This is a genomic window from Chryseobacterium cucumeris (assembly GCF_001593385.1).
Lineage (GTDB): Bacteria > Bacteroidota > Bacteroidia > Flavobacteriales > Weeksellaceae > Chryseobacterium > Chryseobacterium cucumeris.
The window spans coordinates 102,008-114,854 of record NZ_LUVZ01000045.1 but is presented as its reverse complement, the minus strand read 5'-3'; the positions used below and the strand labels follow the sequence as shown (position 1 = coordinate 114,854).

The window sequence follows — 12,847 nt, the reverse complement described above, 5'->3', positions numbered from 1 at the left end:
ATAAATATCATATAAAATGCCGCAGGAACAACAGATAGCAATTGAAGAGAGGTTCGCCAGAGTTTTTAATGATAAATCATTTAAAGAAAGACTTTCTAGCGCAGATTTTGAAAAATACATTAATGGCAAGAAGAAACTGAGTTTTCAGAAGCATGATACTATTTTCGAGGATGGCGAAACTCCAAAAGGAGTGTTTGTCCTGGAAAAAGGTGCTGCCAAACTTTCGAAATCAGGAGCGTTCGGTAAAGATCAGATTTTAAGATTTATCAAAGAAGGAGATATCATCGGCTATCGTTCTTTGCTTTGCGGGGAAAATTTCCAGGCCAAGGCAGAAGCAATGACAGATATTGAATGTGTATTTTTACCTGCAGATATTTTCATGTATCTTTTGGAGGTAGACCCACAATTGTCTTTTGTAATGCTTCAGAAAATCTCATACGAACTAGGAGAATCTTCCAATACCATTACTTTCCTTGCACAAAAAACGGTAAGAGAAAGACTGGCAGAAATTCTTTTGCTGCTGGAACAGAAACTGGGAGTAGATCCTGAAGGCTTTATCAAGATCTCATTAACGAGAGAAGAGATAGCTAATATCATCGGTACTGCTACTGAAAGTGCCATCCGCCTGATCTCGGAATTCAAACAGGATAGCCTGATTGAAGTGGACGGAAGAAATATCAAGATCTTAAATCACGACAAACTCATGAAACTCGGTCACGTAGTTTTATAATCATACAAAAACTTAAGTCGGCTCAAGGCCGACTTTTTAACTTTTAAAAATAGATAAATTATGTCTGTTCACTCTGAAATTAAAAAAGTTACAACTGAAACCTTGCGTAAAATGAAATTCGACAAGGAGAAAATAACAATGCTTACAGCCTATGATTTTACCACGGCGAAGATGGTAGACGCAGGTGGAGTAGATGCTATTTTGATTGGAGACTCTGCAGCGAATGTAATGGCTGGTTTCGAAACTACATTACCCATTACGCTGGATCAAATGATTTATCATGCTCAAAGTGTAGTAAGAGGAACCGACAGAGCTTTGGTGGTAGCGGATTTACCTTTTGGAACTTATCAGAGTAATCCTGAAAAAGCACTGGAGTCTGCGGTAAGAATGATGAAGGAAGGTGGGGCACATGCTGTAAAAATTGAAGGTGGAAAAGAAATTTCCAAGTCTATCAAAAAAATCATCAATGCCGGAATTCCGGTAATGGGACATTTGGGTTTAACACCACAGTCTATCTATAAATTCGGAACGTATAAAGTAAGAGCTAAGGAAGAAGCTGAAGCTGAAAAATTAATTGCTGATGCACAGCTTTTGGAAGAACTAGGATGTTTCTCTATCGTATTGGAAAAAATTCCTGCAGATTTAGCGAAGAAAGTAACAGAAAGTATTTCTATTCCTACCATCGGAATCGGTGCTGGTGCAGATTGTGACGGACAGGTTTTGGTGTATCATGATATGGTAGGAATGAACAAAGGTTTCAGCCCGAAATTCCTGAGAAGATACCTTGACCTTTACACAGAAATTACAGGAGCAGTTTCTCAATATGTAAAAGATGTGAAAAGTGTAGAGTTTCCAAACGAAAACGAAAGTTATTAATCCATGCAGAACCAACAATCTATCCAGGGAATATTATCTATTGCAGCTTTGATTTGTCTGGCCGTGGGATGGTTTAATTTATTTTCCCCGGAAATCAATCATTTGCTTTCAAGAAAAGTATTTTATGTTCTGATTGGAGCGAGCTTTTTTATTCAGGCTCCATTGCTTACCAATAAGAATTTTGTTTATGCCATGTATGCTGCAGCGGCTATCTGTGTATTCGGAGCGTTTATTCCGGAAGGCTCAAAACTTTCAGCTGTTAAAACGGTAGGCCTTCTTGCAGGGATTATCCTGTCTTTATCCAACAGAAGAAGATAGACGGAACAAGTATGAAGGAGCAGATTATATATGAAGACAACCATCTTCTGGTGATTAATAAAAAGGTTGGTCAGCTTGTACAAGGCGATAAGACCGGCGATGAATCACTATTAGAATCCATCAAGAACTTTATAAAAATAAGAGATGCTAAGCCGGGAAATGTTTTTCTCGGCTTGGTTCATCGTATAGACCGTCCCACATCAGGGCTGGTGATCTATGCAAAAACTTCCAAAGCACTTTCCCGTTTGACACAGATGGTGAAAAACCGTGAAGTCAAAAAAACATATTGGGCAGTTGTTGGAAAAGAAATGATCCCACAAAGTCAGAGGCTGGTACATTATTTAAAGAAAAACGAAAAAAATAATAAGGCTATTGTTTTTCCAAAAGCTACTGAAGGGGCGAAAGAAGCTATTCTTACCTATCATGTGATCAAAACACTGGATAATTATCTCCTTCTTGAAATTGATCTTGAAACCGGAAGGCATCATCAGATCAGAGCACAGCTGTCCAAGACCGGAGTTCCGATTAAGGGTGATCTGAAATACGGAGCACCACGTTCCAATCCTGATGGAGGAATCAATCTTCACGCCAGAAAGCTGGAGTTTATTCATCCTGTTACCAAAGAAAATATTGAAATAACAGCTCCCGTGCCGCAGAATGATGCGATCTGGAGAGCTTGTGAGGAATAACTAAAGATTTTTAGTTAATTAAAGGCAAACATAAAAGTCCGTCTCAATTTTGAGATGGACTTTTTCTATATTATCATTTCAGATTTTGCGCATTCTAAAAAAATGTCTAACTTCGTTCCCAACTTTAGGGGTGTCTGTTACCAACAGACTGAGACTTTACCCTTTGAACCTGATCTGGATCATACCAGCGTAGGGAAAAGTAGATGACTTTTGCTGTACATTCTATTGTACAATAATGGCCATTCCTAAAGTATATTTAATTTATTAGGAATGGAACTTATAATCAACCACACCCGAAAAACATTTGATGTACTTCCTGCAAACCTGGAAGCATTACTGACTATTGAGTTACCCGGAAAGAAAAAAGGTATTGCTGTAGCGCTCAACAACCGAATTATTCCGCTGTCAGTCTGGGCGGAAACCATGCTAAACAATAACGATTCAGTGTTAATCATTACTGCCACTCAGGGCGGTTAATTCTCATATTTAATACCAATACTTATGGCTCACTCCATTACATGTTCGCCATTTCCGAACTCAAAGAAAATCTATGTTGAAGGAAAATTACATCCTATCAATGTAGCCATGCGTGAAATACAGCTTAGCCCCACAAAATTGACCAATGGCGGCTTTGAACATAATGCTCCGGTAACCATTTATGACACTTCGGGGCCTTATACCGATGAAAATGCAGTCATTGACATTCAGAAAGGGCTTCCAAGAATCAGAGAACAATGGATTCTGGATAGAAATGATGTGAATATCTTAGACGGAATTACATCTGAATACGGCAAAGCGCGTTTGGCAGATCCTCGTCTTGATGAATTGAGGTTTTCCTATGATCATAAACCTAAAGTTGCACAGCAAGGAAAAGAAGTTACACAGCTTTACTATGCCAAACAGGGAATCATTACTCCGGAAATGGAGTATGTTGCCATCAGAGAAAATCAAAGAATAGAGCAGCTTGAATCCGTATCAAAAGAAATGGCTTTTCAGCATGCCGGACAAAGCTTTGGGGCGAATACTCCCAAAAGTAAAATCACCCCGGAATTTGTAAGAGACGAAATTGCTGCCGGAAGAGCTATTATTCCCAATAACATCAACCATCCGGAAAGCGAGCCGATGATTATCGGGAGAAATTTCCTGGTAAAGATCAATGCGAATATCGGAAACAGTGCCGTTTCATCCAGTATTGAAGAAGAAGTGGAAAAAGCAGTATGGGCCTGCCGATGGGGAGCAGATACCATTATGGACCTTTCAACCGGTAAAAATATTCACGAAACAAGAGAATGGATCATCAGAAATAGTCCGGTTCCGATTGGTACCGTTCCAATCTATCAGGCATTGGAAAAAGTAAAAGGTGTTCCTGAAGATCTTACATGGGAAATCTTCAGAGATACTTTGATTGAACAGGCTGAACAGGGAGTTTCTTATTTTACCATCCACGCAGGAGTTTTACTAAGATATATTCATCTGACAGCCAACAGAGTAACCGGAATTGTATCCAGAGGAGGATCGATTATGGCAAAATGGTGCTTATTTCATCATAAAGAAAGTTTCCTGTATACCCATTTTGAGGAGATTTGTGAAATCATGAAGAAATACGACGTAGCTTTCTCTCTGGGAGACGGTCTTCGTCCGGGATCTATTGCAGATGCCAATGATGCAGCGCAGTTTGCAGAACTGGAAACTTTAGGTGAACTCACTAAAATTGCCTGGAAACATAATGTACAGGTAATGATTGAAGGACCTGGGCATGTACCAATGCACATGATCAAAGAAAATATGGAAAAGCAATTGGAAGAATGCCATGAAGCTCCGTTTTATACCTTAGGCCCATTGACCACTGATATTGCACCGGGCTATGATCACATCACTTCAGGAATCGGTGCAGCCATGATCGGATGGTTTGGATGTGCGATGCTTTGCTATGTAACTCCGAAGGAACATTTAGGGCTTCCGAATAAAGACGATGTAAAAGTTGGAGTAATAACCTATAAGCTGGCGGCTCATGCTGCAGATTTGGCTAAAGGTCATCCGGGAGCACAGTACAGGGACAATGCATTGAGTAAAGCCAGATTTGAATTCAGATGGGAAGATCAGTTCAATCTTTCATTAGATCCAGAGACAGCAAGAGCTTATCATGATGAAACACTGCCTGCAGAAGGAGCAAAAATTGCCCATTTCTGTTCCATGTGCGGACCGAAATTCTGTTCCATGAAAATTACACAGGAAATTCGTGAATCAGCAGAACAAGGAATGCTTGATAAATCACAGGAGTTCATCGAAAAAGGGAAAGAAATTTATATATGATCCTGGTCATTACTCCTGAATTGATTGTCCCGAACGAGACAGATTTCATTAATCAGATGTTTCAGGAAGGTCTTGATCTGCTTCACATTCGTAAACCATGGATCAGCCGGAATGAAATGATTGAATTTATCACTCAGATTGATGAATCTTTTTATACACAGCTGGTTTTGCATACGTATTATGACCTTAGGAAAGAATTTACTATTTCAAGGTTTCATTTCAGAGAGATTGATCGGCAGGAAGAAATGTATAAGTCTTTTGCGAAAGAAAATACCATTTCAACTTCTGTACATGATATTAAAACCTACAATACTTTGGAAAAAGAATGGGAATATGCTTTCATAAGCCCGTTCTTTCCAAGTATCTCCAAAAAAGGATATGGATTGAATTCTACCATTAAAGAAGAAATAAAACATCGGAACAATCCGGATGTAAAATTGATTGCTCTTGGAGGAATTCATCAGGATAATATTTATGAAGTTTTCGATTCAGATGCTGATGGAGCAGCTTTATTAGGTGCAATCTGGGAAAGTGAAGAACCTTTAAAAGTATTCAAAAAATGCAGGAACGTCCTTATGTCATAAGTATTGCAGGCTTCGATCCCAGTGGCGGAGCAGGCTTATTATCAGATAGCAAAACTTTTGAGCAATCAAAGGTGATGGGGCTTGGAGTGTGTACCGCATTAACCTTGCAAACTGCTTCGAAATGCCTGAGTTTAGAATGGCGGCCTATACATGAAGTAACTGAAGCGATTCAGGTACTGATGGATAATTATTCCGTTTCAGCCGTGAAAATTGGAATTGTGAAGGATGCCGAATTTCTGGGTAAGATTGTAAAAACAGTTCAAAAAGGAAATCCTGAAGTGAAAATAGTTTGGGATCCCGTTCTGAAAAGTACTTCTGAATTTACATTTTTTAACCTTGAAACACTTCCTCAATTAAAAAGTACGGTTAATAAACTTAGTTTAATAACTCCTAATTATAACGAATACCACATTTTAAGAGGAGATAATCTTTTGCCGGATACAAATCAATGCTCATTACTGATCAAAGGAGGACACCGGAAAGATCATTTGGGAACGGATATTTTAGTTGAAAACGAAAAAGAAACTTTTTTACTCCCGTCCGAAGACAATACAATCTATTTTCCTAAACATGGTTCCGGCTGTGTTTTATCTTCAGCCATTACAGCAGAACTGGCGAAAGGCGAAAATATGGAGAAGGCATGCCGAAACGGAAAACGATACATCGAAAAATTTTTAAAAAGCAATCCCTCTTTATTGGGAGCGCATTCATAGAAAACATGGAAAAATTACAATACATATCACAAGGAAATACCCTGCAGGAACAGGAACTTTGTATTCGGAAAGCCTTAGACAACGGGATCAAATGGGTACAGGTTCGATGGAAAAATGCTCCTGAAAACGAATTAATCAATCTTTGTGAAATTTCAAAACAACTTTGTTCAGAATATCAGGCGGTTTGTATTATCAATGACCATGTACAAATAGCCAAAGAAATAGATGCAGATGGTGTTCATTTAGGATTGAACGACAGTGCCATTGAAGAAGCAAGACTGATCTTAGACGAAAATAAAATAATTGGAGGAACGGCTAATACCCTTTCAGATGTCATTCAGAGAATCAAAGAATCTTGTGATTATATCGGTTTAGGACCATTGAGATTTACTACAACCAAAGAAAAACTAAGCCCTGTTCTGGGGTTTGAAGGCTACCAGGCTATCATTGATGGATTAAGAGAAAAATCAATAGACGTTCCCAAAATATTTGCCATCGGAAGTGTTACTCTCGAAGATATTTTACCGTTACAGGAAATCGGGATTTATGGTGTTGCTGTATCCGGACTTATTACCAGGCAGCCGACTATTATTAACGAACTAAAAAAAGTAATGATATGAACAATCAGAAATTAGAAATAGCAGGAAGAACTTTTGAATCAAGACTGTTTTTAGGAACAGGAAAATTCGGAAGTATGAGAGATATGGTGCAGTCTGTTATCGCATCAGAAACCACTATGGTGACAATGGCGCTTAAAAGAATTGATGCTCAATCCAGTGAAGACGATTTGCTTGATTCATTAAAAGAAACCAACGTTCACCTTCTGCCTAATACTTCCGGAGCAAGAACCGCCAAAGAAGCTGTATTGGCAGCTCAATTAGCCAGAGAAGCACTGGAAACCAACTGGGTAAAACTGGAAATTCATCCGGATCCAAAATATTTACTTCCCGATCCAATTGAAACTCTATATGCCACGGAAGAATTGGCTAAATTAGGATTTATTGTCATGCCTTATATCCATGCCGATCCTGTTTTATGCAAACGTCTTGAAGATGCCGGAACAGCTGTAGTAATGCCGTTGGGGGCACCCATTGGAACCAATAAAGGATTGAGAACTCAGGACTTTCTGGAAATAATCATCAGTCAGAGTAATGTTCCTGTAGTGGTAGATGCCGGAATCGGGGCACCATCAGATGCTGCAAAAGCAATGGAAATGGGAGCAGATGCCGTTTTGGTGAATACTGCCATTGCTGTAGCCAGAAATCCGTTGAATATGGCTGTTGCTTTTAAAGAAGGTGTGATTGCAGGAAGAAGAGCCTTTGAATCTGGATTGGGAGCTATTGCCAACCATGCCGAAGCTTCAAGTCCGCTTACTTCATTTTTATTTGAATAAATCAAACTTATGAAAAGCTTTAAAGATGTTTTTGAAAACTATCAGTGGGATGAGGTGAAGAATAAGCTTGGAAAAGTAAGTCTGGCAGATGTAAGATACAGTCTTCAGAAAAAAAATAAAACTCTGGACGATTTCCTGAATCTCCTTTCACCAGCTGCCTCTCAGGAACTGGAACTTATGGCAGGAATGACGCAGGTGCTTACCCAAAAACGATTTGGAAAAACCATTCAGCTGTATGCACCGCTGTATCTCAGTAATGAATGTCAGAATATCTGCACCTATTGCGGATTCAGTCTTGATAATCATCTGAAAAGAAAAACCCTCTCCGATACGGAACTGATGATTGAAGCATCTGTTCTGAAATCAATGGGAGTGAATCATGTGCTGCTGGTAAGTGGTGAAGCCAATAAAATAGTAGGAGTTCCTTACTTTCAGAATGCTGTCCGTAAGTTAAAGCCTCATTTTTCCAACATTTCCATTGAAGTTCAGCCCTTATTGGAAGAAGAATATAAGTTGCTTCATGAGGAAGGAGTACATTCCGTTTTGGTGTATCAGGAAACCTATCATCAGGATGTTTACAGAGAATATCACCCAAAGGGTAAAAAATCTAACTTCCATTTCCGCCTGGAAACTCCCGACAGGATAGGAAGAGCAGGAATTCATAAAATTGGACTAGGAGTTCTTCTTGGACTTGAAGATTGGAGAGTTGACAGTTTTTTTAACGCATTACACATTGATTATCTTCAGAAACAATACTGGAAAAGTAAATTTTCTGTTTCCTTTCCAAGGCTCAGACCGGCAGAAGGGATTATTGAACCTAATTTCATAATGGAGGACAAAGATCTTCTTCAATTGATCTGTGCGTATAGAATCTGGAATGAAGACCTTGAAATCTCCATTTCTACCAGGGAAAATGAAGTGTTTAGGAATAATATTGTTTCTCTGGGAGCAACCGCTATGAGTGCAGGTTCAAAAACAAACCCCGGAGGATATGCGGTGGATAAAGAATCTCTGGAACAGTTTGAAACCAGTGACGAGCGAAGTATGGATGAAATTAAAATCATGATTAAAAAAGCAGGTTATGATCCTGTGATGAAAGATTGGGATTCCGTATATAATGGATTTTAAAATTTTAAAGCCATTAAGGATTTTGAAGGAGTGAAGTTGAATTAATAAAAATCGGAGATTTTTAAGATAGTATCTTTTTAAAGCGAAGCTTAACTTTCCTAAAAAGCTAAAGAAACTTAATGGCTCAATTATCATAAAGTATGAAAAAAGAAGATCATTTTTCACGGTACAGCCGGCAGATATTTATTGAAGAAATAGGATTGGAAGGACAAAAGAAAATAAGTTCATCCAAAGTTCTTGTCATTGGGGCAGGAGGTTTGGGAAGTCCTGTTATTCAATATCTGGCTGCTGCAGGAGTAGGGACTTTAGGTGTTGCAGATTTTGATGAGGTTGAACTTCACAATCTGAACCGGCAGATTATCCATACCGAAAACAGAGTAGGATTATCCAAAGTGAAAAGTGCTGAAACCTTTGTAGGAGAACTCAATCACCAGATTACATTTATCGGTATTGAAAAAAAAATCAATAAAAATAATGCAGAGGTAATTCTGTCTCAATATGATGTTATTGTTGATGGCTCAGATAACTTTTCAACAAGATATCTGGTAAATGATACCTGCGTGAAACTGAAAAAGACTTTGGTTTATGGAAGTATTTTAGGGTTTTCAGGACAGGTTGCTGTATTTAATCATAGTGGAAGTAAAAATTTACGGGATATTTTCCCTGAACCGCCTTTCGATGAGGATGTACCCGATTGTGACAGTCTTGGTGTATTAGGAGCTCTTCCCGGAATGATAGGCAGCATGATGGCTCTTCAGGCATTAAAAATTATCATAGATCTTCCGGTGAGTGTGAATCAAATGACATTGGTAGATACGATGAAGTGGAGATTTCAGACGATAGATTTCTGAAGTAAATGTAAACACTAATATCACTGATATTTTACCAAATAACACCATTTTAATATCAATAGAAAGAGGCAGTAAAATGATTACTGCCTCTTTTATTTATCTTGGAAAGGATTATTGTGCCTGCTGCATTACGCCACCGTTATCCTCTTTTTTAGTCTGGTTAAGGATATTCGGATCCTCTTTTGCCAGTTTATTTCTTGTCGGAATTTTGTAGTTGATAGAAAGTCCGAAATTTCTTGTATCATATTTACTGCTGATCATTACAGGAGTTCCTGATGGAGGATTAGAACGTACCTGCATCATCTGTCCGTTGAAAATATCATTTGCAAAAACAGAAAGTGTCAGACGATTGTTCATAAACTTTTTCGTCAGCGTAATATCAAGCGAGTTGTTGAACGGTTTTTCTGCTGTAAAGTAGAAATATCCTGCTTTGGGTGTCAGATAGCTGTAATTAGCTGTCATTTTGATGTCCTTAGGCAAAAGAATTTGCGTCATGATATTGAAAATCCAGAACCCTTTATTATTCAGATTGTCAATTTCATGTTTCTGATAACCGGCATATAAGTACATGAAGTTAATTTTATCAGGGTTGAAATCAAACTTCATAATCTCACTCATAGGCTTACTGAAAATCATAAAAGGAACCGGCAATCCCACGTTGAAGTTGTGAATTTTCATATTTGAAATATTCACCTGCTCGTTGTAGAGTTTTCTTCCGTCTTTTCGGATGATCTGTGCCACCTGATTGCTTGCCGAACTTACACTATATCCGATAAATGCATAATCAAAAGCTGAAATTTTCAATTCATAATTATCAAAAATAGTAGGTTGTAGATTCGGGTTACCGTTTACTTCTGTACTGGGTCCTGAGAACGTCACGTTGTTCGGGTTAAGGGCAGAAATACTCGGCAGACTGATTTTTCTGTTGTAATTCGCGGCAATATAAACCTGATTCATCATGTTATACTGCACGCTTGCATTAGGGAAAAATTTAAACTTATTGAAAGGAATTAAATTAGCCTCTACCAGTTTTGCATCTTTATCAAAATATCTTGTTACTCCGGAAATATCATAGTTCTCAGCACGGGAACCTAATGTGAAATCAAATTTTTTCAATTTAGCCTGAAACTCTAAGTAGGTAGAAGCTGTCTGTCTTTGATATTCCAGATTGGTCAGGCCAAAACTTTTCGTATCATAATCCTGTCTTTCATATAACCCACCAAAACTTACCTTTCCGCCATCAAGAAGTTTGATTGGCTGTGCATAATCTACTTTCAGGTTCGCGATATTCATCACAGATTTATTGTTCAGAATATCTTTTAATCCGTTGGTAGGGCTATCAAGAGGTTCATTGGGATAGTTTACAAATGTTCCATCCTGAAAATAATTATCCTGAGAAAACTTGCTGTCTGATTTTGTATACCCAAACTGGAAATCAAGTTTTTGAGATTTGTCAGCAAAACGTTTCTGATACGTTACCACGGCTTCCTGTCTCAAGGTATTGGTATGGGCAACATCCGAAGAAGTGTAAAAAGCTTCTCTTAAATCCTTCGGGTTTCTCTTGAATGGTAGATCTCCATGTCCGTCACTTAAAGTATAGTTATCATTATTGTTGTGATAAATATCGTAGTTCAATAATAATCTGTCCTGTCCTAAATCAAAAGTCAATCCGGATTTTGCAAAATATCCGCGTGCATATCGATCTGTATGGCTGTTCAAAAGTTCATCCTGCTTACCATTCAGCATACTTTCACGGTAATTTTGCCCCACATTCAGCTGCCACCCGAAATATTTATTTCTGGCGTTTAAGTTAACAGAGTTTGTGGTTCTGCTTCTGAATTTATCATAATTCGTGAAAGAATAATTTCCAGAATAGGTAGCAGTTAAATATTTATTAGCGTTTTTGTTGGTGATGATATTCATAATTGCACCTCCGGAAGTGGCCGGAAACTCAGCACCAGGCTGAGTAATCACTTCAATCCTTTCTACAGAATTGGCAGGCATTCCTTCCAGGAAGGAGTTCAGTTCATTGGACGTAATGTTCAAAGGTCTTCCGTTAAGATATACTTCCAGCATTTTTCCCTGATACATCATCCCTGCGATGTCGGTAGATACAAGCCCCGGAAGTTTTTTAATTCCTTCCAGAACGTTTCCGTTATTGAGCTGAGGTTGTTCAGAAAAATCAAAAATAGTACGGTCAGCCTTTTGTTCAACGGCTTTTTTAGTTTTGGTGATCACTACACCTTCAATTTGTTTCTCTTTAGGAGTGCTATTGGTCTTTTCCTGAGAGAAAACCAGCATAGAACTTACCAGAGATAAAGCGAATATAGTTTTTTTCATAATGTTTTTACTACTATTCGGTTAGACGATGAAAAATAAATTTTGTTACAGTCAGCACAGTAATTTATTTATTTTAATGAAGAAAATTCAATAAAATCATATTCTGCAGAAGAAGTAAAAAGTTGTCTTAATACAGCCGCATGGCCATTTCCTGCAATAACAAGAATTCTGTCTTCATTATTATGAGGAATGTTTTGAATATTGCGGAACATTCTCAGATTCCTGCTGTACCAATAGAGAGCAAGCATATCTGCACCATCATATTCTCTCAGTTTAAAATCTCCGCTCAGATAAGCCCCATATCCATATTGATGGCTTTCTTTAGAATTCATATAAATAAAAGTGTCTAAGAGCGATTTGAAATTTTTAGGTTCAGAACTCTTGAAAAACCTGTTAAATTGTTGAGAAATTGCATCATTACTTCTAAAATCATACTCTTTGCTGAGGGTATTAAAAAATGAAGAATCGCTTTTTCCAAACTTCTTCTGAAGATCATCCCAAATAGATTCCGCATCAATGCTGAACAGTTCTTTTATTTTAAGGTCCCTGGCGATTCTCATAGCAAGCTGATAACGTTCGTCTCTTTTGTCCCGGTGTTTGCCGTCATTGTATTCCTTAAGCTTTTGATTAGCATTCCAGCTTGGCCAGGCCTCAATTGCAATTTTTGTTGGCTTAAATCTTTTGATATATTCTACAAGCTCGGTGACTTCATTTGAAGTTTTAGGAGAAAGTACATCTATCTGATCTTCTGTATTGATTTTATTGGCATCAAGATTTGGGTAATCAAAATGAAATGATCCGACAACCAAAACTTTTGTCTTTGGATTTTTAAAATAATCGGAAGTTTTTTTTTGAGCAAACACTGATGTAGACATGAATACAAGAAAAATATAAATAAAAGTTTTCATGATT

At 38.0% G+C, this 12,847-nt stretch carries 14 protein-coding genes and 1 riboswitch; of the genes, 12 read left to right on the top strand and 2 right to left on the bottom strand.

Annotated elements, in window-relative coordinates; translation table 11 throughout:
• Nucleotides 1-16: 16 nt before the first annotated feature.
• The 12 genes from A1704_RS21240 to A1704_RS21185 all read left to right on the top strand — a co-directional run bounded on the left by A1704_RS21240 (nt 17) and on the right by A1704_RS21185 (nt 9,595).
• Nucleotides 17-730, top strand: coding sequence for a Crp/Fnr family transcriptional regulator (locus A1704_RS21240; protein ID WP_034692595.1), 714 nt, complete (start codon nt 17-19; stop codon nt 728-730).
• Nucleotides 731-790: 60 nt separating this feature from the next.
• Nucleotides 791-1,606, top strand: a complete 816-nt coding sequence (panB, locus tag A1704_RS21235; RefSeq protein ID WP_062676007.1) for a 3-methyl-2-oxobutanoate hydroxymethyltransferase — start codon at nt 791-793, stop codon at nt 1,604-1,606.
• Nucleotides 1,607-1,609: 3 nt separating this feature from the next.
• Entirely contained in the window at nt 1,610-1,924 is a 315-nt protein-coding gene (locus A1704_RS21230; RefSeq protein ID WP_047377337.1) for a hypothetical protein, read from the top strand.
• 11 nt (nt 1,925-1,935) lie between these two features.
• On the top strand, nt 1,936-2,613 hold the full coding sequence (locus tag A1704_RS21225; protein WP_047424699.1) for an RluA family pseudouridine synthase: 678 nt from the start codon (nt 1,936-1,938) through the stop codon (nt 2,611-2,613).
• A 116-nt stretch (nt 2,614-2,729) separates the two neighbouring features.
• A riboswitch (TPP riboswitch) is annotated at nt 2,730-2,826 on the top strand.
• A 57-nt stretch (nt 2,827-2,883) separates the two neighbouring features.
• A complete protein-coding gene (thiS, locus tag A1704_RS21220; protein ID WP_062676006.1) occupies nt 2,884-3,090 on the top strand; it encodes a sulfur carrier protein ThiS in 207 nt (68 codons plus the stop codon).
• 24 nt (nt 3,091-3,114) lie between these two features.
• Nucleotides 3,115-4,926, top strand: coding sequence for a phosphomethylpyrimidine synthase ThiC (gene thiC, locus A1704_RS21215; protein ID WP_062676005.1), 1,812 nt, complete (start codon nt 3,115-3,117; stop codon nt 4,924-4,926).
• Nucleotides 4,923-5,510 (top strand): thiamine phosphate synthase, encoded by a 588-nt coding sequence (locus tag A1704_RS21210; RefSeq protein WP_062676004.1) that lies wholly within the window; start codon nt 4,923-4,925, stop codon nt 5,508-5,510. The genes thiC and A1704_RS21210 overlap by 4 nt, the downstream gene beginning before the upstream one ends.
• The gene (locus tag A1704_RS21205) at nt 5,486-6,223 is read left to right on the top strand and encodes a hydroxymethylpyrimidine/phosphomethylpyrimidine kinase (RefSeq protein ID WP_062676003.1); all 738 of its coding nucleotides are present in this window, start codon (nt 5,486-5,488) and stop codon (nt 6,221-6,223) included. Before A1704_RS21210 ends, A1704_RS21205 begins: the two co-directional genes overlap by 25 nt.
• A 5-nt stretch (nt 6,224-6,228) precedes the next feature.
• On the top strand, nt 6,229-6,843 hold the full coding sequence (locus A1704_RS21200) for a thiamine phosphate synthase (RefSeq protein WP_062676002.1): 615 nt from the start codon (nt 6,229-6,231) through the stop codon (nt 6,841-6,843).
• Nucleotides 6,840-7,616, top strand: a complete 777-nt coding sequence (locus A1704_RS21195) for a thiazole synthase (RefSeq protein ID WP_062676001.1) — start codon at nt 6,840-6,842, stop codon at nt 7,614-7,616. The genes A1704_RS21200 and A1704_RS21195 overlap by 4 nt, the downstream gene beginning before the upstream one ends.
• Nucleotides 7,617-7,625: 9 nt before the next feature.
• Nucleotides 7,626-8,744 carry a 2-iminoacetate synthase ThiH gene (thiH, locus tag A1704_RS21190; RefSeq protein ID WP_062676000.1) on the top strand — a complete coding sequence of 373 codons (1,119 nt, stop codon included), beginning with the start codon at nt 7,626-7,628 and terminating at the stop codon, nt 8,742-8,744.
• A 140-nt stretch (nt 8,745-8,884) separates the two neighbouring features.
• A complete protein-coding gene (locus A1704_RS21185; protein WP_062675999.1) occupies nt 8,885-9,595 on the top strand; it encodes a HesA/MoeB/ThiF family protein in 711 nt (236 codons plus the stop codon).
• Nucleotides 9,596-9,706: 111 nt separating this feature from the next.
• Here the strand turns inward: A1704_RS21185 and A1704_RS21180 are convergent, their stop codons facing one another.
• Nucleotides 9,707-11,935 carry a TonB-dependent receptor domain-containing protein gene (locus A1704_RS21180; RefSeq protein ID WP_062675998.1) on the bottom strand — a complete coding sequence of 743 codons (2,229 nt, stop codon included), beginning with the start codon at nt 11,933-11,935 and terminating at the stop codon, nt 9,707-9,709.
• A 68-nt stretch (nt 11,936-12,003) separates the two neighbouring features.
• Nucleotides 12,004-12,843, bottom strand: coding sequence for a DUF5694 domain-containing protein (locus tag A1704_RS21175; RefSeq protein WP_062675997.1), 840 nt, complete (start codon nt 12,841-12,843; stop codon nt 12,004-12,006).
• Nucleotides 12,844-12,847 lie beyond the last annotated feature (4 nt).

What these genes read in the sequence shown, in the direction of transcription:
- A1704_RS21240 (WP_034692595.1), top strand. Translation starts at nt 17, where the DNA reads ATGCCGCAGGAACAACAGATAGCAATTGAAGAGAGGTTCGCCAGAGTT.
- panB (WP_062676007.1), top strand. Translation starts at nt 791, where the DNA reads ATGTCTGTTCACTCTGAAATTAAAAAAGTTACAACTGAAACCTTGCGT.
- A1704_RS21230 (WP_047377337.1), top strand. Translation starts at nt 1,610, where the DNA reads ATGCAGAACCAACAATCTATCCAGGGAATATTATCTATTGCAGCTTTG.
- A1704_RS21225 (WP_047424699.1), top strand. Translation starts at nt 1,936, where the DNA reads ATGAAGGAGCAGATTATATATGAAGACAACCATCTTCTGGTGATTAAT.
- thiS (WP_062676006.1), top strand. Translation starts at nt 2,884, where the DNA reads ATGGAACTTATAATCAACCACACCCGAAAAACATTTGATGTACTTCCT.
- thiC (WP_062676005.1), top strand. Translation starts at nt 3,115, where the DNA reads ATGGCTCACTCCATTACATGTTCGCCATTTCCGAACTCAAAGAAAATC.
- A1704_RS21210 (WP_062676004.1), top strand. Translation starts at nt 4,923, where the DNA reads ATGATCCTGGTCATTACTCCTGAATTGATTGTCCCGAACGAGACAGAT.
- A1704_RS21205 (WP_062676003.1), top strand. Translation starts at nt 5,486, where the DNA reads ATGCAGGAACGTCCTTATGTCATAAGTATTGCAGGCTTCGATCCCAGT.
- A1704_RS21200 (WP_062676002.1), top strand. Translation starts at nt 6,229, where the DNA reads ATGGAAAAATTACAATACATATCACAAGGAAATACCCTGCAGGAACAG.
- A1704_RS21195 (WP_062676001.1), top strand. Translation starts at nt 6,840, where the DNA reads ATGAACAATCAGAAATTAGAAATAGCAGGAAGAACTTTTGAATCAAGA.
- thiH (WP_062676000.1), top strand. Translation starts at nt 7,626, where the DNA reads ATGAAAAGCTTTAAAGATGTTTTTGAAAACTATCAGTGGGATGAGGTG.
- A1704_RS21185 (WP_062675999.1), top strand. Translation starts at nt 8,885, where the DNA reads ATGAAAAAAGAAGATCATTTTTCACGGTACAGCCGGCAGATATTTATT.
- A1704_RS21180 (WP_062675998.1), bottom strand. Translation starts at nt 11,935, where the DNA reads ATGAAAAAAACTATATTCGCTTTATCTCTGGTAAGTTCTATGCTGGTT.
- A1704_RS21175 (WP_062675997.1), bottom strand. Translation starts at nt 12,843, where the DNA reads ATGAAAACTTTTATTTATATTTTTCTTGTATTCATGTCTACATCAGTG.